This window comes from Fibrobacter sp. UWT2, assembly GCF_900142545.1.
Taxonomy (GTDB): domain Bacteria; phylum Fibrobacterota; class Fibrobacteria; order Fibrobacterales; family Fibrobacteraceae; genus Fibrobacter.
Genome location: NZ_FRBF01000008.1, coordinates 71,205 through 90,736, shown reverse-complemented (window position 1 = coordinate 90,736; position 19,532 = coordinate 71,205). Strand labels below are relative to the sequence as shown.

Here is a 19,532-nt window from a genome sequence, read left to right as displayed (position 1 = left end):
TTTGAATGCTTTTTTTGAAGGGATGTCCAAGCCGCTGCTTCGCAACGCGCACGCGAAAGCATTCGGCCATAAGGGCTTGCTGAACAACGCTCTCATCCAAGACGAAACTCTCGGTTTTTATAACGACAAAGATCGTGTTGCAGGCCTGTTCCAGAAGATGGAACCATGGCAGCGTCACTGCATGGTCCTGATTTACAATAGTGCATCTAGAGGTCTGACCTTTAACGAACTTCGCCTGACAGTTCCCGTAAGCAAGTGCCGCGACCTGCAGAACTTCTTGCTCGAAATGTGCCGCGAATATGTATTGTGGCGCAGTCCTTCTGCCAGCACTTCCGTATACTACGGCTTCGCAAACTTCATAGACATTTTCTGCATGCCTCTCGAAGATGCGCCGGCAGTAAAGGGCGCCGACGCCTTTTACCAGAACCTGATCGACTGGCACATTTGCGAAGTTCTCGCCTTGGGCATGACCGGAGAACTCAAGGTCAACAACAGCAACCTGCTGCACCGCCGCAGCTACCAGATTTGTACCGACGCTTTCACTTCGGCAAAGCGTATTTCTGAAAAGACCGCCGAAAATGAACTGTCCCTGATTTTCAACTTCCTCACCGGAAATGGTTGGCTGGAACAGGAAGACGCCTGTCTCGTTCCCACAGAAAAGGCTCTCGAATTCATCCGCAAGAACGGTTTCCGCCTGCATCAGGACTTGGTCTCCTGGTGGCTCAAGGAACGCTTCCGCGGAGACCGCAGCCATTGCGTACGCCTCTTGAGAATGCTGGATAAGCCGCGTACCGCACCCGTCGCCTCTTCTATTTTCTGGGTTATGGATCCCACCTTCCGTCTGCAAGAAAAGGATGGCTTGATTGCGTGGGAATACCTGCCCCGTCCGCTCCGCGAACTCTGGCTCCTGGGTCTTGTCCGCTTCACCATGGCGAACGGAAAGATTGCAGCCGTCACCTTGGAACAGGCCGGCCGCGACTGGATCGAATCGTCTATCGCCTCGATTCCGGAACAGAACATTTCTTGCTTGCCCAACTTCGAACTCATCGCCTCCACCGGAACCTCTCCGCGAGTGCTGTTTATGCTCGCCTGCTTGAGCAAGGTCGAAAACGACGAAGTGTACTTGCGCTTCTCGCTGAACCGCGACAGCTACATTCGTGGCCTCAAGTGCGGCATCGCCGAATCCGAAATTGAGAATTTTAAGGGCTGGATCAAGCCGCCGGTCAACGTGGAATCTACCATTGCCGAATGGAATTCCTCTTACTACGGCGCCCGCGTCCAGACAGTTCGTTTGCTCAAAATCGAAAACGCCGATGTGCTAAACGAGCTTTCACGCTTCCCGCAGTTCATGGAATGCACCAACGAATACATTGCCGGCTACGGCTTTGTACTCAAGCCCGAAATGGAAAGCCGTGCCTTCGACATTCTTACAAACTACGGCTACTGCCCGTTCGTGGAACGCAAGAACGTGAACCGCTCCAGCGCCCCCACTGAAGAATGGCGCAAGGACTTTGCAGCAGGCTGGCCCGAAGCAAAGGCTCCGGACTACGAGCTCAAGGACACCGCTAATTCTGAAACCTTGCAGACCGCACTCAACTCTACCAAGTATGGTAACAACTACCAGAAACTGAGCACGTTCGACTTGGTGAAAGTTTTGCGTTACGCCAAGACGGTCGGCGCCCTGATCGGTGCCAAGGTGAAGAACCCGACCAAGCGCGGCGAAAGCGAAGTCGAAAGGAATTTCTTTGTGCATGCCTTGAAGCTCGCCAAGTCTCCGCAAACGATCGAGATTCAGCCTTACGGAAGCGAAGTCCCCGAACTGTTGGAACTTTCCTTTATTCAAGAAGTCAAGGTCTACAACGGCCACCAGCCGTAATTACGGCATCGTTTGAGCGTAACCAGCAATATCGATGAGGTCCTGTAACGGGAACTCGTCGATGTAAGCTTGCATTCCTCGGTCATCATCACCGAAATTCAACTGATACCAGAATGTCGGCATTTCCTTGCGGGCACGGTCGCCAATAAAGGCGGGCGGCTCGTTGAAGTTGGAAAAATTAAACCGGTGGCCATCGTCTCCATGACAAGGCTTGCAATTTTGCATAAAAAGCTTTTCGCCACGCTTAAGGTTCGCCCCCTTGATCTTTCCGTCTTTGTCGAGGAGTTTGTACACCAGAAGCGCCATGCGGGCGTCTTCGCGGGTGAGCGTGTCCCCGGGAGAACCGGGTTCCGGTTTTTGCACCGCCGGTTTACTTTCGGTAGCTTTATCGCTCCCGGCAAACGCAGAAATCCCCAGCAGCATTCCATAAGCCGCCAAAGCCAATATTCCCGTAGATGCCAACCGAGCGAATTTCATGCAAATCAATGTAACAAAATGTGAAACGCGCGATTACACATTCCACATCTCACATCCCTAACCACTAACCACTTCCTACCGTATACTTCCTACTGTCTACTTCCTACTGTCTACTTCCTACTGCCTACTTCCTACTGCCTTCTATTTTACTACTATTTTCCCCATGCGTTGTTTGAATTGGATTTACTCGACATTAGTGGGCTGTGCCCTTTTGTCGGCAGCTTCTTTTGGAGCGGAGGTCTCCGTGAACGAGTTTTCGAAAAACCTGTTGTTTACCGGCCGTTGGGAACACGGCAAGGAATACAGCCGCACAAGCGCCCCGGCAGCCATGGTGCAGTTCAAGGCAGCCGCGAAGTCCTTGGAATTTGAACTAGAAGGCGAAGCCAGATTCCGCGTCGACGAAGACGGCAAGGAAATCGCCGTATTCACGACAAATTCCAAAAATGTGTATAAAGTAAAAACAACCGGCAGTGCCGGTTCGCATGCTTACCGCCTGATCAAAATCAGCGAAAGCAATCCCGGTGGCGTTCACCTATACAGAGTAGCCACCGACAAATCAGGCAAGTTCGAGGAACCGCCGAAACCGTCCAACCGACGCATTGAATTCATCGGCGACTCCTTTACGGTAGGATTCGGTGACGAAGGCCAGAACGGCCAGGATGAATCCTTGGTGTTCGAAAAGACGAACGCCTCCAAGAGTTTCGCGTTTCTGATTGCCGACGGTTACAAGGCCGATTTCCAGGTCAACGCCTTCAGCGGCCGCGGTCTCGTCCGCAACTACGACAATATCGTGCCGGAATGGCCTATCCCCCGCCTGTACGAATTCACCGTTCCAGGTGAAGCCCCCGGCGACATCGCCAATGGCATTGCGGAATCCACCATTCGCTACGATTTCGACTCTTTCCATCCGCAAGTCATAGTCCTTTTCATCGGAATCAATGACTTCCAGGGGAATCCACCCTACGCAAAGCATGACGCCTTCAAGAAGGCCTACGCCAATCTTCTGGATAAGCTCCGCAAGGCCCATCCGGGAGTCAAGTTCCTGCTTTTGTCCACCAAGGTATGGCCTAACGACGACCTGACCCCCACCGTAAAGGCGATTTACGACGCCCAGAAGGCCGCCGGCAAGTCCGATTTGGAATTCATGACCCTCACTACAGCAAATGTGGGACTCCTGGGACACCCTGACATACATTCTCACGAAGACATGGCAAAGGCCATTCGACCCGTCGTCGGACGCCTCGGAAGGTGGCTTTCGCGCTAATTTTTCTTACAAACGCTGATTTTTTTGCATATTCGCGTTATGAAGCGCACACTTTTAAAGAGCGAATGTTGCTTTTTTAGCGTTTTTTGTATATTTAAATGAAGGATTTGGTAGGGTACGCCCATGTCTAGGATACTTGAGAAGATATACGTTCTGTTCAGGATGAACATTCTGATTTTCGTGCTTTTGGCAATCACGGTCATAGCACTTTTTGCCCATCAGAACGGTCTAGACGTTATTGAGCCTCTGTACCTCCACGATTACCCGTATCTCATTGCCGAGACGGACTCGGCCGATGGCGGCGCTTCGGCGGTGAAGCTTTCCCGTACCGACTCTTCCATCATCGTGGACTACGAACTGAAGGAAGGCTACGCCTACCCGTATGTGGGCGTCAAGATCTTCTTGGGTGACGGCAAAACCCGCGGCAAGGACCTTTCCAAGTTCGACAGCATTTTCGTGTGGGTAAAGCCCCGTGGCGAAGGAACCGTGCGTCTTTATATGCGCGGCTACGACAGCGCCTTCTCCCGCCCCGACGACGAACTTTCGCTCAAGTTCAACGAAATTGAATTTTTCCCTCTCGAAGAAACCTATCCCGCCGTCTTCGTTCCGCAGGAATTCCGCGTAGCTAGCTGGTGGGTGGCCCAGAACGAAATCAACGTCCACAACGCAAGAGTCGACCTCTCAAACATTCCGCTCATCGAAATCCAGACGGGCACCAACGCTCCGCTCGGTTACGGAACTCTTGAAATCAAGGGACTTTGCTTCAAGGGCAAGAAAATTTCGAAGGCAGAACTCTCGACGGCACTCGTGGCCCTCTGGTTCATCACCTTCTTCGTGATTCTCATGATCCGCTTCTTTGACTACAGCCGCGAACGTACGGCCAGCAAGAAGAAGCGCGAAGAACTGGAAAAGAACCTGCGCGCCCTGGAAATCGAGAAGACCGAATACGAGAAGTCCAGCAAGGAAGACCCGCTTACAGGCTGCCTGAACCGTGCCGGCTTCAGCAGCGTGCTCATGCGCGAACAAGAGAACTTGAGCAAGAACGACAGCCCCGTGTCCTTCGTGATCTTGGATATCGACCACTTCAAGCACGTGAACGACACCTACGGCCACATGGTAGGCGACGAAGTCCTGGTGAACCTCGCAAAGCTTATCCAGAGTAAGATCCGCAACACCGACGCCCTGGTGCGTTGGGGCGGCGAAGAATTCGTGATTCTCTGCGGCGACACGCCGATCCAGAACGCTCAGTTCCTTGCTGAAAAGCTCCGCATGGCTATCGAAAACACGCAGCTGATCAAGCAACAGAAGATCACCTGCTCCTTCGGTATTGCCGAAATGATCGCCGGCGAAGACCCGAAGCGCTTGTTCGAACGCGCCGACAAGGCCCTTTACGCCTCCAAGGAAAATGGCCGTAACCGCGTCACCAGCGCCACCTTCCGCCATACTAGGTAGTAGACAGTAGGAAGTAGGCAGTAGACAGGACGTATGTCTCGCAGTGATTTTTTACTCGTCCTCTTCGCTATCTTCTTTCTCTTTGCATCTTGTGCCAAGAAAGAACCTGAGGTCGATTTCAAGCCTATTCAGATCCGTTGGAACCTGGCGCAGGGCGAAGACGAATCGAAGATGCCCCGCAAAGACAACTGTGTGATTTTGCTCACAGCTCGCCTGATGGCCGAACCACCGGTGCAGGCCTCTTCTGCGGGCGAACTGAGCTACGAGGTCACCTATAGCCGAAGTGCAGAAAACCCGGAAATCCTCAAATTTGACGGAATTTGCAGGGATTTATCCATAATGGATAAGCCAGAATGTCGGTGGGAAGCGACCTGCGATGCGGATTGTAAAATCGTTGTAAACTTCCACAACGGAGATTAATCTCCCTCCATAGGCTTTTGATAGTCAATGATTTATCTTTATAGTTATGAAGAAGATTTTTGAATATACGGACTATCGCGAGTGGTTGAGGGATGCTTTTGAGGATTTTAAGCAGCGTAAGACAGTCATCTCCTGGCGCTACATGGCCATGAAGATGGGCGCTGATCCTGGCAACCTCCTTCGCGTATCGCAGGGCAAGATCCACTTGCCCCTTAGTCTGATTAAGCCCGCAGCAGAATTCTTCGAACTTGAAGGCAAAGAAGCCGATTACTGGGCAGAAATGGTGTATTTCGGTCGTGCCAAGACCGACGCCGACGCCTTGCAACACTACGAACGCATGCAGGCCCTGAAGGGCGTTTCTCTTAAGTTGTTGCAAAAGAAGGAACTGGAGTTCTACCGCCACTGGTATTACAATGCAATACGTTCTGTAATCGGTATCTGCAAGTTCAAGGACGACTACCAGGGACTGGCCGAAAGCTGCACCCCGAACATTACCGAAAAAGAGGCCCGTGACGCAGTCAAGCTGCTGGCCGACCTCAACATGATTTCTACCGACCGCGACGGCTACTGGAAGGTGAACGACACCTTCGTATCTACCGGAGGAAACTGGCGTTCACAGGCCGTCCGTGCATTCCAGCACGAAACGATCCGCCTAGCCGACGAATCCCTGGACAGGCATCAGCCGTTCCTCAGGGACATCAGCACCGTCACCATGACATTTTGCATGGACGATATCCAGCTCTTGCGCGAAAAGATTAACGCTTTCCGTGAAGATTTACTACGTTTATCCCAAGAAGGGACGGATGACGATACTGTATTCCAGTTGAACATCCAGATGTTCCCCCTGGCATTCACCAAACCCCTAAAGGAAAAGGAGAAAGAAAAATGAGAAAATCGCTCTTTCTTTTGCCTTTGCTCTCGCTATCGATAGCGGGTTTGGTAGCCTGTTCCAACAAGGAAGAAGTTGCTGGCGGACCGGGTAGCATTACTACCAACGGCATTGCCCTCGTTGACGGGCAGCCCGCCTCCTATGCCACCGTGGCCCTTCGTAAGGTCGACTTCAAGGAACCTACTGCAAGCGAAGTGAACGCACTCGTGGTAGCAGACGCCTATGCCGACGAAAAGGGAAACTTCAAGGTCGACATTCCTGCCGACGGGAAGTACCGCTTGACGGTTGCACACGATGGCGTGGCATACTCCAAGGTGGTAACCCGTAGCGAATTTGCAGAAGCGGGCGTTTCGCAGAAGCCCGACACCGTGCATCTTGAACCGACCGCAGTCCTTGCCGGTGTCGTAGACATTCCTGAAGGATCGTCTGCGGTATGGGTAGGTATTGTGGGTACCGATATGTTGGTGAAAACTGACGAATCGGGCTGGTTCGCACTTTCGTCTATTCCGGCTAACGACTCCCTGCAGCTGTACTTCGTAAACGAAGACTACGACAAGAGCCTAGGCGAAAAGGACCTCTTCGTGACTCCGATGGAATCGATTATGCAGGATTACCGCACTGCTGTGCCTGCAGATACGACTCCGGAAGATACGGCCGAAACGGATACAGTTGAACCCGAAAAGCTTTTGCAGGTTCTTGCCATCTTGAAAGATGGAACCCCGGCTACGTATGCAACGGTTGCCCTGCGTGCCGCCGATGCCAAGGTCGAAGATTACGCCGTGCAGAACACGATGGTGGAATCTGACCTGCGTACCGACAAGAATGGCCGTTTTGAAATGGAATGGCCCGACTCGGGCAATTACCGCCTGACGGTTACCAAGGACGGATTTGCATACTCCAAAGTCTACAAGGCCAAGGACCTCGCGAAGCTCGACACGCTCCGCCTGGAAGCGACCGCCTCTATTTCGAGCAAAGTAACGCTCCGTACCGGTGAAGAATTCCTGTGGGTGGGCGTTTACGGCCTCGATTTGTTGGTCAAGACAAATAACGCGGGCTCTTATGTGTTGCCCAGCGTGCCGGCAAGGGATTCGCTCGATATCTACTTTGTGATGCCGGATAGCGCAAAGACCCTGTATGCCGAATGGAAGGCGATTGCCGAGCCGTACAATACCAAGTTCACTAACCCCGTGATGGTGCTGCAGGACTTTGAAGACGGTATCAAGAGTTGGTACGTGAATACGGACGCACTCTTCAAGGGTACGACGCTTACGCCTTTGGCGAAAAACGTGGCCGACGGCATTGTATACGATTCGACTCGCAAGTCCAAGGTGTTCCATGGCGAATACAAGCTTGCCGATGACGATTACGCCTGGGTGCTTGTCGGTACGACATTCGAATACGAGATGAATTTCTCCGCGATCGATTCCGTCGTGTTCTACGCCAAGGGCGACGGAAACATTCGCCTCTCGCTTGAAAACTACATCAACGACGATAAGAGCCTGAAGGCCGCTACCGAATGGTTGCCGCTTTCCAAAGACTGGCAGCGCATCAGCGTGAACCCGGCTGAACTCTGCGTCGGAAATGCAAAGACGGAAACCTGCTTCACCTCTTGGAGCGGCGTGAAGTACTTGGTCAAGCAACTCCATATTTTCCCGCAGGACGGCACCGAATTCTACATCGACGACGTGACGCTTTACGGCGCATTGTTCTAGGGAACAAATACAAAAATTGTCACACGGATTGGGAATCACTAACGTGATTCCTATTTTGTTTGTATATGAATTTGTTTTTACAAGAGTTTGAAAATAAAAGTTATTATCTTTTGGGAAAAGGGAAAATTTATATGAAAATACAATATTTGGTAATCGCTTTAGTATTTGCTATGCTGAGTGTGGGATGCTCGGAAAAGAGGGAAGAGCCAAACGAGTTAAATAAACAAAGTGAAATGAAAGAAAAAATTTTGGAGAATAGTAGCGATGTTATTGATCCGAAGCCAAAAGAACCTGAAACACACGGTTGCTTGCGAGGTTGTAGGGGTTTGCCGTGTGATGAAGCGGCTCGTTGCGTTAAGCGCAATTGTCCTAGCGTTAATGTGACATGCGAGGATGGTGAAACAGAAGAATCAAAAATAAAAAAAATAATGGAAACGGATGATTTTAAGAAATTGAAACATCGTCAAGATAAATACAATGATTCTTTAAATCAAGAAAATGTCAGAAATTTGCCTAGGCGGCCAGGGCCAGAGGGCGTGTTGAAAAATCTTATGAAATTATGCAAGGAAAGAGGAAATTGTCCAAATGAATAAGTTAATGTGGATTTCTCTTGCTTTAATGTATAATTTTTCCTATGCTCTTATTTATTGTGACGATATAGACCCTTATATACAACAGGGCTTTAGTAAAGAAGAAATTGTTTCAGCTATAAAAATTGATAGAAGAGCGCATTATGCAAATGAGTGCTATATCGAGGGGGGCTTAGGCTCTGATTATGGTTATGATGGAGGATGGGTGCCCGTTTGTGGTGACTTGACTGGATCAAAAAATGGATATGTGAAATCAAAGGTCAGTTGTGACTTTTGCTCGGCAAATTGGGTGAAACAAGAACTTAAAGATCTTGAAGACGCATGCCGCGAGGATTGCCGTACAAGCAATTATATATGTAAACCTACAGATCTTGCGGCTTTATGGGGTGGTGAAATTACGAAAATAAATTCTAGTGGAGGTTCTTGTGGAGCTCCCCTCCCTAATTGTTCTGAATCTAGTTCCTCTCAAAATGATAAATCGTCTTCTTCGGAAAAAATGAGTAGCTCATCTGAAGAGTCGTCTAGTTCTGAGGAAGAAAGTTCTTCGTCTAAAGAGGGTGAAGAATCTTCTAGTTCAAAAGAAGATATAGATTCGTCTTCTAGTGAAAACGATGGTTGCGATGAAGAAATTGAAGACTGTGATGTTGATAGAACCGGTGAAATTTGCTATTCCGGTCATCCAAATGATTGCAGTTCTATGGAATATACAACATTTGCAAATCGCCCTGCAATGATTGGTGATTTCTATTTCTATGATTATATTATGTGCCGTGATGGCCAAATTGAATTTCATGCTAATGTTCCGGAAGTCAATTTTTCGCCGATGTCTTTTATGTGCAAAAAAGAAGGGTGTCAAGGTTACCACGAATTTGAAGGCGATTGGCATTGTACTCACCAAGACCCCCCAGTAGATGGTTGTATTTCTGATTTTTATGAGATTGCACCAATGGGCTTTCATTATAATCTCCAAGAAAGACAGTTGTATTCATTTTGGGGAAAAGTTGATTTTGAACATGATTCATTAATAACAGAAAGCAAATTTGATGTGGCGTATTTTGATGTAGAAGAGTTGTATAATGCTATTGTTAAAAGCTCGGTATATGTTTATGATGATACTGGGGCAAAAGTATCGTTGGGGCTGTTATATACTGATATTCCTCTAAAAACATTCGACGATTATGTTTATGCGTGCGCTTATCATTTCGGCTTGGTTGAAAAATCAAGTTCGTCACAGGCGATCGCGAGTTCGAGTTCATCAAATGACTCGTTGGATATAGATTGGGATTATTATTTTAGTTGTTCTTCCGTCAATTCTGTAACAACATCAAGTTCTGAAGAAATAAATTCGTCTTCATCTAAAGAATATGATGAAAGTTCTTCGTCATCTGAATATGTTACTAGTAGTAATTCTGCTGTTGCATTGAATATTGGTCCTAATCAAGATTATTCGCCGGATCAAATTTTCAACGAAGGGCTACAAAATATGGAAGAAGGAAAATGTTATTTGTTAAATCCTGATCGGGGAGCTCAACATGGATGGATTAATGATAATGCCCAAGATACTTGGTGGTGGAGAGAGGTTGATTGTGAAACTGGTAAAAAGATTGATAACAATCGGATTGGGGTATGTCCTGGTTTTCCGTTGGACATGGTGCCTGATAAGCCTAAACGTACTTGTGTGGCGTATAATGGAAAATGTTATCGATGCAAATCAGAAAACACTTTTGTTGATTGCTCTCAGGAATGGCTTTGGAAATGGAATTTTAACGAGCAGAATGTAGGTTCTTGGTATGAATATGTGGATTGTTATAATCCCAAATATGAGAGTGATGTAGAACCTATTCAAGTTCGCAAAGTTGTTTTGGCAGAAAAATAACACAAAATATAGTGCCATTTTTATGTGTTTTTTCGCATCTTGCGGGCTTGTTTCGCTCTGTTTAGACTTGTATACAATCGCGAAATTAAGTATCTTTGGGGTTATATGGAAACCCTTGAAAAAGAAGCGGCTGTTGCCCTCGATTACCTGTCCCGCATCTCTAAGGAAGCGGAAAAGAAGTTTGATGAATTTTTGCCGCCCGTAGCCGACCGTCCGGAAAGGCTCCACGAGGCGATGCGTTATTCAATGTTTGCTGGCGGCAAGAGACTCCGCCCGGCACTGGTGCGTGCTGCATTCGACATGTTCGGCGGCAAGGGCGAATCGGTAGATTACGCCATGAGCGCCCTCGAAATGCTCCATACCTTTAGCCTGATTCACGACGACCTTCCTTGCATCGATAACGATGACTTTAGACGCGGTAAGCCCACAAGCCACAAACAGTTCGGCGAAGCGACTGCCGTGATGGCTGGCGATGCCCTCTGCATTCGTGCTTTTGAACTGATGGGCCGTACCGGTAACGCCAAGGCAATAGAAGTCCTAGCCCACCTGTTGGGTACCTACGGCATGATCGGTGGTGAAATGATCGACATCGAATGCGAAGGCAAGAAGGTTGACTTGGAAATCGTCGACTATATCCATTACCACAAGACGGCCGCCTTGATCGAAGCCTCTCTGGAAGTGGGTGCACGCCTTGCAGGCGCAAGCGAAGACGACATCAAGATTATTCGCGACTATGGCCGTTCCATCGGCCTTGCATTCCAGATTGTGGACGACATTCTGGACATTGTTTCTACGACCGAAGAACTGGGCAAGGATGCCGGTTCCGACATCGAAAAGGGTAAGGCGACATACCCGGCTCTCGTGGGTCTCGACAAGTCCCGCGAGCGTGCGCATGAACTGTACGAGGAATCGCTCAAGGCCCTGGATGGCCTCAAGTGCGATACCAAGATCCTGCGCTCCATTGCCGCATTCATCATTACCAGGGTTAACTAATGGACCTTAAGAATATCAAGTCCCCCCAGGACATAAAGCATTGCTCTGTCGAGGAGCTTTATCACCTGGCGTCGCAGATCCGCGAGACCATCATCGGTCAAGTGGCTAAGCATGGCGGTCACCTGGCGTCTAGCCTGGGTGTGGTGGAACTGACGCTCGCTCTCCATTACGTGTTCAACGCTCCCGACGATAAGATTGTGTGGGACGTGGGGCACCAGGCTTATGTCCACAAGCTTTTGACGGGCCGTTTCGACCGTTTCGAGACGCTTCGCCAGCAGGGTGGCATTTCCGGATTCTTGAAGAGGAACGAAAGCGAGTACGACTGCTACGGTGCAGGACACGCGACGACCTCTATTTCTGCCGCCCTTGGCTTTGCCGTGGCGCGCGACCACTTTAAGCACAAGAATAGTGTGGTGGCAGTGATCGGCGACGGCTCCATGACGGGCGGTATGGCTTACGAAGCCATCAACAATGCTGGTCTTTCCAAGCAGAACATGACCATCATCTTGAACGACAACAAGATGAGCATTGCTCCGAACGTGGGTAACTTCAGCAAGTACCTGAACCGCGTGATTTCGGACCCGGTCTACAACAAGATGCGTTCGGACCTCGACCGCCTGATGAAGCGTCTCCCGGGCATTCTGGGATCTCGTTTCCGCGACTTGTTCCTGCAGGCGGAAAATGCGGCGAAGACGGTGGTGAAGCCGGGTCGATTCTTTGAAGATCTCGGTATCCGTTATTTTGGCCCGATCGATGGCCATGACATTAACGAACTGATTATGCTGTTGCAGCGCGTCAAGGAACAGCCGGGTCCGTGCCTGGTGCATATCTTGACCGAAAAGGGACGCGGCTTGGATGCAGCTGTGAAGAACCCGACCAAGTGGCACGGCATTGGACCTTTCGATCCCGAAAGCGGTCTTCCGCTTGCTCCGGGAAAACCGAACCCGTCTTTGACGCATGTGTTCGGAAATACTTTGCTTGAACTCGCGAAGAAGGACGACCGCATTATCGGCATTACCGCCGCTATGCCTACCGGTTGCGGTATGGACATTGTGGCGAAGGAACTCCCGGACCGCGTGATTGACGTGGGTATTGCCGAAGAACACGCACTCACGTTTGCCTCGGGCCTTGCCTGCGATGGCGTGGTTCCGGTGGTCGCGATTTATTCGAGCTTTATGCAGCGCGCCTACGACCAGATTATGCACGACATCGCCTTGCAGAACCTGCATGTGGTGATGGTGCTTGACCGTGCGGGCCTAGTCGGAGCCGATGGCCCGACTCACCATGGCGCGTTCGACTTGTCATTCTTGCGCACGGTGCCGGGTATTACCATCTTGGCGCCGAGCAACGAAAACGAACTGCGCGACATGGTGCGCGCGGCTATCGATATGAAGGGCCCTGTCGCGATCCGATATCCGCGCGGGACCGCACTCGAAGAACACCTGAAACCCGCTCCCGAAACCGTGGACGTGAAGCTTCCGAAGGTTCTGGAAGAAGGCAAGGACATCTTGCTTTTGGGTGCAGGCTTCATGACGAACGAACTGAAGAAGACGGCCGCCGTTCTCCGCGAAAACGGAAAGAACCCCACGGTCGTGGATGCTCGCGTTATCAAGCCGCTGGATACCGAAGCTTACCGCAAGCTCTTTGACGCACACAAGACGATTGTGACGCTCGAAGACAACACGCTGGTGGGCGGTTTCGGTTCTGCCGTGGCTGAACTCATTGCTGATCTCGGCTACACCGACAAGCGCCTGCTGCGCTTTGGCCTGCCGGATCATTTTGTGGAACAGGGCGAAATTCCTGCCTTGTTCAAGCTTTTGAAAATTGACGGAGAATCCGTCGCCAAACAAATCATGGAAAAAGTATGAGCGAAGAAAATAAAAACCGCACCGTAAAAGTGACTCTGGACCGCAAGTTCGGAGTGAGCGAAAAGCCTGAACGTCGTCCGCGCCGTGACGATGACCGCGAAGAACGCGGAGGCCGTGAAGGTCGTTCTTTCGACCGTGGCGAACGTAAGTTTGGCGACAGGAAGCCCTTTGGTGATCGTGACGATCGCCGCTTCAACCGTGATGGAGATAGCCGCTTTGACCGTGAACGCCGTCCGCGTCGCGACGGTGATGACCGTGGCTCCTTCGGAGGCCGCGAAGGTCGCCGTCCGTTCGGTGACAAGCGCTTTGGCGACCGTCGCCCGCGCCGCGAATTTGCATCTGCAGGTGCTCCGATTTACCGTCAGCGTCCTGAAGAACAGAAGGAAGAAGTCGAAGAAGTATTGGACGAAGCCGCACTCGAAGCACGCGTGGCTCAGGCAGAAGCTTCTGAAGATTCCAACTTCAATCCGCCTTGGTTCAAGAAGCTCCTTGCCCTTACGACTGAAAAGGGCCGCGAACGCGAAGGCCGCTTCCTTGGCGAAGGCGTGCACGTGGTGCAGGAACTCGTGTCTCACCACCGCGAACTCGTTATCGGTGTGTACATGACCGAAGGCTTTAATGACGAAGCCTTGATCGAACAGATCAACGAAGCCGAAATCAAGCTGAACATCCTCACCGAAGAACAGATGAAGAAGATTTCTTCGACGGTGACGACGCAGGGCATTGTTGCCGTGGCTCGCATTGCAAGCAAGAAGCCGGTTTATGAATCTAGCCGCAGCGTAATCACGCTCGTAGACGCCGTACAGGATCCGGGTAACCTCGGTACGCTTTTCCGCACAAGCCTCGGCTTTGGTTCTGACGGCATGATTCTTGGCCGCGGTACCGTGAGCCCATTCAATCCGAAGGTTGTGCGCGGTTCCTCGGGAACGTTCCTCCGCGTGCCTTTTGAATTCGACGTGGATCTCGTTGACCAGATCAATTTCCTCCGCAGCAAGGGCTACACCATTATCGCTACCGACCTGCACGCCAAGCAGTCCCTGCGTCAGATTCCGCAGAACAAGCTTCGCAAGATGGCATTCCTCGTGGGTAACGAAGGCGCCGGCACCAACCCGTACTTCATTGAACTCGCCGACGAAACGGTGAAGATCCCGATGAGCAGCGAACTCGAATCCCTGAACGTCGCTGTCGCTCACGGTATCCTTAGCTACGAAGCCGCCCAGATTCAAGAGGATTTGAAGTAATGAACTTTCAGGCCCGTTTAGAAGAACGTATCGCCAAGTGCGGTAACCCGATTTGCCTCGGCATGGATCCGGTCATGAAGTTGATTGACCCGTGCTGCCCCGAAGGTAGCGTCGAAGACAAGATCAAGCGTTTCTATTCTGAAATTTTGGAATGCTGCCTCAAGCGCAACGTGACACCCGCCGTGGTGAAGCCGAATAGCGCTTACTACGAATGCGTGAGCGTGCAGGCCATGCTCGTGCTGCAGCAGCTGATTGCTGACTACCGCAGTGCTGGTATTCCCGTGATTCTGGATGCCAAGCGCGGTGACATCGGTAAGTCGAGCGCAGCTTATGCAACCGCCGCTTACGATGTGTACAAGGCTGATGCCGTGACGGTGTCTCCTTGGATGGGCGCCGATTCCGTGGGTCCGTTCATTCGCGAAAATTCTGAAAACGGTGCATACGTTTTGCTCCGCACGAGCAATAAGGGCGCCCACGACTTCCAGGATTTGCCGGTGGTCCGTGGCGACGACCCGCGCGATGTTGCCGAAGCCTTCTATTCCGTAGCCGACAAGATTATGGAATGGGACGCCAACCTCGGTTACCTCGGCGCCGTGGTCGGTGCAACGCATCCTGAAGAACTCGAAAAGATTACCGCCTACACGGTTGCTCACAAGCACGAAATTCCGTTCCTGATTCCGGGCGTGTCTATTCCTGGTGTTCCGGGCGGTCAGGGCGGTGACGCAAAGACCGTGCTTACGGCTATCGCCAATGGCGGTGGCAAGCGCAAGTTCCACGTGCTCAACAGCTCCAGTGGTTTGAACTTTGCCTACCAGCGCAGCGGTCATCCTGAAAACTTCGCAAGCGATTGCGTAGACGCTCTCGAAAAACTCGCAGAGGCCTGCCAGATTTAAGTATGCGTTTCCTTGCTGCCATCATCGTTGCTATCGCAGTTATCGCGGCGGCTTTCCATTTCGCGAAGCCGCTTCCCGGTACGAACTTCGACGAGTCTTTCTTGCCGAAGGCTTCGACAGTACATTATGTGGCTGCAGGTCATGACGCTTCAGTCGCAGGGCTCTTCTGGATCAAGGGTCTGACGGAACTCGGCGAAAGCTACTTGACGGGTAAGGAATATGCTTACCTCGGTCACGTAGCTGAGCTTTCAACCAGTCTTGACTCCTTGTTCTACACGCCGTATTACTTTGTAGGCGGTGTTACTCCGGTCGATGCTCCTGACACGTCTGACTTCTCGGTATTGCGCCGTGCAAGCCGCGTGTATCCCGAGAACTGGCGTCTGTCACTTTACTATGCACTTCGCCTTGCTCGCGGGCCTTACCCGAACAGGACTGAAGCCGCTAACGTAATGCGCAAGTATTTCGATAGCCCGGACACGACGATTCCTGATCACATCCGCACCATTTACCGTAGCTTTGAACTTGACTCGATGCAGACCGAAATGGCGCTTGAAACGATCTTGAACGACGTGATGCAGCCGCGCTTCAAGAAGTTCCGCAGGAGCTTCTACACAAAGATCACCAAGTTGCTCGGTTACAATTTCTTCGGCGAAGATTTAGAGAAGAACGAAACCTTCCTAAAAATCAAAACGCTCGTCGACGGCATGGCTGACGGCAAGATTCACCCGGCAGTCGTTTATCGCGAACTGCTCGCCATGAAGAAGATTCGTGACGATGAACTCGCAGCAGAAGCCAAGGCGAAAGAAGCCGCAGCAGATTCTACAGCAGCAACGGACTCGACAGCAGTCATCGACACAACCGCCGCAGTCAACACTCCGGCAGATAGTTCAGCAAATTAAGTTGAAATTATTCCGCGCAACGTTTGGCGTTGTTCGGAAGACCCATCAATTCAAAAGCATTCTTGCAGCGGGCTTTCAAGTCCGCTACTTCGTTTTTAGGCGTGCTTTTCAATTTAGAGCGATAATAAAGAATGGTTGCCGTGTTGTAAGGCTTGTTTGCCTTGATTGCCTTTTCTTCGGCGACACGGTAAAGGGAATCAGCTTCGCTGCTTCCGGAAAGGTCTGCCATGCGGGCGGCGGTAAAGGCGTAGAAACCGCCCTTCTTGTCGGAACGCTTGCCAGCCATCTTTAAAGCATCAGGAGCGCGGTCGCTGCGAACGGCCGCATAAGCAACGGCACATTCACCGTAGAATGCGGCCTGAGCCGTTTCGTCTGCCTTTTTCAAGGCTTTTTCGTCGTAGGCGTTGCAAGTCTTTGCGGCTTCCTTGAATTTTTCCTGGGCATTCAAAAGACTGACTTTCACCTTCGTGTATTGCAGAAGGGTGCCTTGGTCGAGAACATCCTTGCGGACGACCGAGAGTAAGGAGTCTGCGAAATTCAGGTCGAGGCTCATGGTACGGATCTGTGCCATAGCAACCAGCACGCGGCCTTCAGAAAGCAAGTCGGCTTCTTTGCGGCTTGCAAGCAGGGCGCGTTCAAGCTGGTTGTAACCCTTTGCGAATTTACCCTTGTCTAAAGATCTTTGAGCGCGAAACGAGTAAACGCCCGAATCGGAAGCGTTTGCAATGGAACCTGCGGCAAGGAGTGCGATAATGGCAGTCTTGAGCTTTACCATAACGTCTCCACCATGAAGGGCACGGAATCTTGGTTAGGCATGGAACGTTTCACAATCCACATGTTCGAAACGCCAGCCATCAAGTCGTCTGCATTCTGGAGCGTCTGCTCCGTCGCTTCCATAAAGTCCGAAAGTCCAGAGGTTACGAGGCTTACCTCGTTCAAGAGTCCATCGACACGGCCGAAGGTTTTGTCCACCTGACCCATCAAACCGTCAACACGGCCCATCACGTTGTCCACCTTTTGCGGCAAGGGTCTGACCTCGACCATCATTTCAGAGACAGTCGTTGCAATGGTATCCACCTTTTCAAGCAAGACAGGAACATGATATTGAATCGTATCGAACAAGCCAGATGCCTGGTACAAAACCTTTTTGCCTTGGTAAGTAATATCGTCAAGACGCATGAGCTGGCGGTTCAAGTTGTCATACAAAAGTCTGGAGCCAAACAATGCACCGATAGTCGTTCCCGTATCCTTGGCCATGCTGAGAATGGTGTCAGCAGCGTCGATCAATCCGTTCACGCGGCCCAGAACCATGTCGACTTTTTCCAATACCGTTTCGATATCCTGCGACTCTCCTGGCGGCAAAAAACCGCCATCAGGCAGCACGTTACCCTTTCCACGACGAATGTCAATGTTGATAACACGCGCCGCAATCATGTTCTGGTCACGCATGGCAAACACAGTGGCACTATCTGTAATCAGGTTCTGGAACTGCTTTCTGATAATAAACTCAATCCTGACGCCTTCACCTTCAACAGACATACTGTCGATACGGCCCACGTTCACACCGCTAATCAGGACTTGGGTGCCCGGGCGAAGACCGAATGCTTTTTCGAAGCGGCTATGCAGGTGGTATTCTTCCACACCGATCATGCCGGAGGTGAAAAGCCTTGCATAAAGCACAATGCCAAAAACCATCACGGCAACGGCAAAGAAGATACCGACCAGGAGGCCGGACATTTCCATCCAGTTGATACGTTTTAATGGTTTAAAAGCCATGTCAAGAATATAGATTAAAGACTTGGCAATAAAGTCCTTAGGTAAAAAAAAGTATGCGAAATACTTGTAAATCATTGTAATATCTATTTTTAAGGCATGAAATACTTTGAATTTTTGAACAAATCGGTGACCCCTTACCATACCGTAGAGACGTTAAAAGCCCTTTTTAACGCCAAAAGCGACAAAAACACCCGTTTTTTCGAACGTGGTGGCGCCTTGATTGCCGTAAGAATCCCAAAGCAAATTTGTTCGGACTCCCAGTTTAGGATAGCCCTAGCCCATACGGATTTTCCGACCCTGAAAATCACCCCCAACCCGGACCGTGCCGCAGCAGGAATTCAAACCCTGCATCCCGAAATTTACGGAAGCCCCATTTATACAAGCTGGCTGGACCGGGACCTGGGTTACGCAGGATTGCTTGCCTATGAAATGAACGGAACAGTACAGACAAAGTTGTTCCGTGGAAATAAATTTGTCCGCATTCCGCAACTGGCAGTTCACCTAAATCGCGGCGTCAACCAGGAAGGCCTCAAAGTGAACCCGCAGACCGATTTAAACGCCTTGTGGACTGCAAGTATCGGTACAAAGTTTACAGATATATTACAACAGGAAGTCCCGCAAGGCGGAAAACTATTGGATTTTGACGTGCAACTCTTTGACGCGCAGCCTGCGCAGTTTGGCGGACTCGAAAACGAATGGATTTACTCGGGTCGCCTTGACAACCTGAGCAGTTGCCACGCCATTGCCGAAGCCTTTGCTGCCGGCCAACCCCTAGAAAAGGACTTTCAGGTTGCCGCCTTCTTCAATAACGAAGAGGTTGGTTCCGAAACCCGCGAAGGCGCCGCCGGCAACTTCTTGAAAAGCGTGCTGGAATCCGTTTCGTCTCTCGTCTGTAGCGAGCTTGCGAGCGTTCTCTCGTCTAGTTTAGCTCTGTCTATCGATATGGCGCATGCCGAACACCCGAACTTTGTGCAAAAGCATGAACCCAACCACGCTCCGATTCTAGGCGAAGGCGTCGTATTGAAGATAAATTCACAAAAGCGCTACGCCAGTGACGTATTTTCAAGCGCCCGTTTCAAGCTTCTTTGCGAACAAAATAATATTCCGTATCAGACATTCGTGATGCGCAACGACATGCCGTGCGGTTCGACGGTTGGCCCCACAATTTCGGCTTCGCTTGGAATCCCGACGGTAGACATTGGCGAGCCCATGCTCAGCATGCACAGCATTCGTGAAATGACAGATGTCAGAGATCACGAAAAAATGACACTTCTGCTTAGAGCGTTCTGGAAATAATTATATTTAC

Annotated in this window: 17 protein-coding genes; 14 read left to right on the top strand and 3 right to left on the bottom strand. The window is 50.7% G+C overall.

The annotated features are described in order from the left end of the window. Nucleotides 1-22: 22 nt before the first annotated feature. Entirely contained in the window at nt 23-1,876 is a 1,854-nt protein-coding gene (locus BUA40_RS07525) for a hypothetical protein (protein ID WP_255369244.1), read from the top strand. On the opposite strand, the gene BUA40_RS07520 is transcribed toward BUA40_RS07525, so the two are convergent. Further along, nucleotides 1,877-2,353, bottom strand: a complete 477-nt coding sequence (locus tag BUA40_RS07520) for a c-type cytochrome (protein WP_143149727.1) — start codon at nt 2,351-2,353, stop codon at nt 1,877-1,879. It abuts the gene before it with no gap. A gap of 244 nt (nt 2,354-2,597) precedes the next feature. On the opposite strand from BUA40_RS07520, the gene BUA40_RS07515 reads away from it, so the two are divergent. The 12 genes from BUA40_RS07515 (at nt 2,598) to BUA40_RS07460 (ending at nt 16,450) form a co-directional block, all read left to right on the top strand. Next, nucleotides 2,598-3,617 (top strand): GDSL-type esterase/lipase family protein, encoded by a 1,020-nt coding sequence (locus BUA40_RS07515; RefSeq protein WP_255369243.1) that lies wholly within the window; start codon nt 2,598-2,600, stop codon nt 3,615-3,617. A 123-nt stretch (nt 3,618-3,740) separates the two neighbouring features. Further along, the gene (locus BUA40_RS07510) at nt 3,741-5,069 is read left to right on the top strand and encodes a GGDEF domain-containing protein (protein ID WP_072800021.1); all 1,329 of its coding nucleotides are present in this window, start codon (nt 3,741-3,743) and stop codon (nt 5,067-5,069) included. Between the two features lie 33 nt (nt 5,070-5,102). Beyond that, nucleotides 5,103-5,489 carry a hypothetical protein gene (locus BUA40_RS07505; protein ID WP_072800020.1) on the top strand — a complete coding sequence of 129 codons (387 nt, stop codon included), beginning with the start codon at nt 5,103-5,105 and terminating at the stop codon, nt 5,487-5,489. A gap of 46 nt (nt 5,490-5,535) precedes the next feature. Next, nucleotides 5,536-6,378, top strand: a complete 843-nt coding sequence (locus tag BUA40_RS07500; protein WP_072800019.1) for a TIGR02147 family protein — start codon at nt 5,536-5,538, stop codon at nt 6,376-6,378. Then, nucleotides 6,375-8,090 (top strand): carboxypeptidase-like regulatory domain-containing protein, encoded by a 1,716-nt coding sequence (locus BUA40_RS07495; RefSeq protein ID WP_072800018.1) that lies wholly within the window; start codon nt 6,375-6,377, stop codon nt 8,088-8,090. Before BUA40_RS07500 ends, BUA40_RS07495 begins: the two co-directional genes overlap by 4 nt. 65 nt (nt 8,091-8,155) lie before the next feature. Continuing rightward, a complete protein-coding gene (locus tag BUA40_RS07490; RefSeq protein WP_072800017.1) occupies nt 8,156-8,683 on the top strand; it encodes a hypothetical protein in 528 nt (175 codons plus the stop codon). Beyond that, the gene (locus BUA40_RS14380) at nt 8,676-10,556 is read left to right on the top strand and encodes a hypothetical protein (RefSeq protein ID WP_143149726.1); all 1,881 of its coding nucleotides are present in this window, start codon (nt 8,676-8,678) and stop codon (nt 10,554-10,556) included. The genes BUA40_RS07490 and BUA40_RS14380 overlap by 8 nt, the downstream gene beginning before the upstream one ends. A gap of 105 nt (nt 10,557-10,661) precedes the next feature. Next, on the top strand, nt 10,662-11,549 hold the full coding sequence (locus BUA40_RS07480; RefSeq protein ID WP_072800015.1) for a polyprenyl synthetase family protein: 888 nt from the start codon (nt 10,662-10,664) through the stop codon (nt 11,547-11,549). Continuing rightward, nucleotides 11,549-13,417: a 1-deoxy-D-xylulose-5-phosphate synthase gene (gene dxs / locus BUA40_RS07475; protein ID WP_072800014.1), complete on the top strand. Its 1,869-nt coding sequence runs from the start codon at nt 11,549-11,551 to the stop codon at nt 13,415-13,417. The genes BUA40_RS07480 and dxs overlap by 1 nt, the downstream gene beginning before the upstream one ends. Next, complete coding sequence (locus BUA40_RS07470; RefSeq protein WP_072800013.1) at nt 13,414-14,658, top strand: TrmH family RNA methyltransferase; 1,245 nt, start codon at nt 13,414-13,416, stop codon at nt 14,656-14,658. Before dxs ends, BUA40_RS07470 begins: the two co-directional genes overlap by 4 nt. Next, the gene (gene pyrF / locus BUA40_RS07465; RefSeq protein ID WP_072800012.1) at nt 14,658-15,551 is read left to right on the top strand and encodes an orotidine-5'-phosphate decarboxylase; all 894 of its coding nucleotides are present in this window, start codon (nt 14,658-14,660) and stop codon (nt 15,549-15,551) included. Before BUA40_RS07470 ends, pyrF begins: the two co-directional genes overlap by 1 nt. A gap of 2 nt (nt 15,552-15,553) precedes the next feature. Further along, entirely contained in the window at nt 15,554-16,450 is an 897-nt protein-coding gene (locus BUA40_RS07460; RefSeq protein WP_072800011.1) for a hypothetical protein, read from the top strand. A 7-nt stretch (nt 16,451-16,457) separates the two neighbouring features. On the opposite strand, the gene BUA40_RS07455 is transcribed toward BUA40_RS07460, so the two are convergent. After that, complete coding sequence (locus BUA40_RS07455; RefSeq protein ID WP_072800010.1) at nt 16,458-17,225, bottom strand: hypothetical protein; 768 nt, start codon at nt 17,223-17,225, stop codon at nt 16,458-16,460. Next, complete coding sequence (locus tag BUA40_RS07450) at nt 17,219-18,226, bottom strand: MlaD family protein (protein ID WP_072800083.1); 1,008 nt, start codon at nt 18,224-18,226, stop codon at nt 17,219-17,221. Before BUA40_RS07450 ends, BUA40_RS07455 begins: the two co-directional genes overlap by 7 nt. 96 nt (nt 18,227-18,322) lie before the next feature. On the opposite strand from BUA40_RS07450, the gene BUA40_RS07445 reads away from it, so the two are divergent. Continuing rightward, the gene (locus BUA40_RS07445; RefSeq protein WP_072800009.1) at nt 18,323-19,522 is read left to right on the top strand and encodes a M18 family aminopeptidase; all 1,200 of its coding nucleotides are present in this window, start codon (nt 18,323-18,325) and stop codon (nt 19,520-19,522) included. Nucleotides 19,523-19,532 lie beyond the last annotated feature (10 nt).

Excerpts from the sequence above, each read along its gene's own strand:
- BUA40_RS07450 (WP_072800083.1), bottom strand. The coding sequence starts at position 18,226 with ATGGCTTTTAAACCATTAAAACGTATCAACTGGATGGAAATGTCCGGC.
- pyrF (WP_072800012.1), top strand. The coding sequence starts at position 14,658 with ATGAACTTTCAGGCCCGTTTAGAAGAACGTATCGCCAAGTGCGGTAAC.
- BUA40_RS07505 (WP_072800020.1), top strand. The coding sequence starts at position 5,103 with ATGTCTCGCAGTGATTTTTTACTCGTCCTCTTCGCTATCTTCTTTCTC.
- BUA40_RS07520 (WP_143149727.1), bottom strand. The coding sequence starts at position 2,353 with ATGAAATTCGCTCGGTTGGCATCTACGGGAATATTGGCTTTGGCGGCT.
- BUA40_RS07490 (WP_072800017.1), top strand. The coding sequence starts at position 8,156 with ATGAATTTGTTTTTACAAGAGTTTGAAAATAAAAGTTATTATCTTTTG.
- BUA40_RS07445 (WP_072800009.1), top strand. The coding sequence starts at position 18,323 with ATGAAATACTTTGAATTTTTGAACAAATCGGTGACCCCTTACCATACC.
- BUA40_RS07500 (WP_072800019.1), top strand. The coding sequence starts at position 5,536 with ATGAAGAAGATTTTTGAATATACGGACTATCGCGAGTGGTTGAGGGAT.
- BUA40_RS07525 (WP_255369244.1), top strand. The coding sequence starts at position 23 with ATGTCCAAGCCGCTGCTTCGCAACGCGCACGCGAAAGCATTCGGCCAT.
- BUA40_RS07510 (WP_072800021.1), top strand. The coding sequence starts at position 3,741 with ATGTCTAGGATACTTGAGAAGATATACGTTCTGTTCAGGATGAACATT.
- BUA40_RS07455 (WP_072800010.1), bottom strand. The coding sequence starts at position 17,225 with ATGGTAAAGCTCAAGACTGCCATTATCGCACTCCTTGCCGCAGGTTCC.
- BUA40_RS07480 (WP_072800015.1), top strand. The coding sequence starts at position 10,662 with ATGGAAACCCTTGAAAAAGAAGCGGCTGTTGCCCTCGATTACCTGTCC.
- BUA40_RS07470 (WP_072800013.1), top strand. The coding sequence starts at position 13,414 with ATGAGCGAAGAAAATAAAAACCGCACCGTAAAAGTGACTCTGGACCGC.
- BUA40_RS14380 (WP_143149726.1), top strand. The coding sequence starts at position 8,676 with ATGAATAAGTTAATGTGGATTTCTCTTGCTTTAATGTATAATTTTTCC.
- BUA40_RS07460 (WP_072800011.1), top strand. The coding sequence starts at position 15,554 with ATGCGTTTCCTTGCTGCCATCATCGTTGCTATCGCAGTTATCGCGGCG.
- BUA40_RS07495 (WP_072800018.1), top strand. The coding sequence starts at position 6,375 with ATGAGAAAATCGCTCTTTCTTTTGCCTTTGCTCTCGCTATCGATAGCG.
- dxs (WP_072800014.1), top strand. The coding sequence starts at position 11,549 with ATGGACCTTAAGAATATCAAGTCCCCCCAGGACATAAAGCATTGCTCT.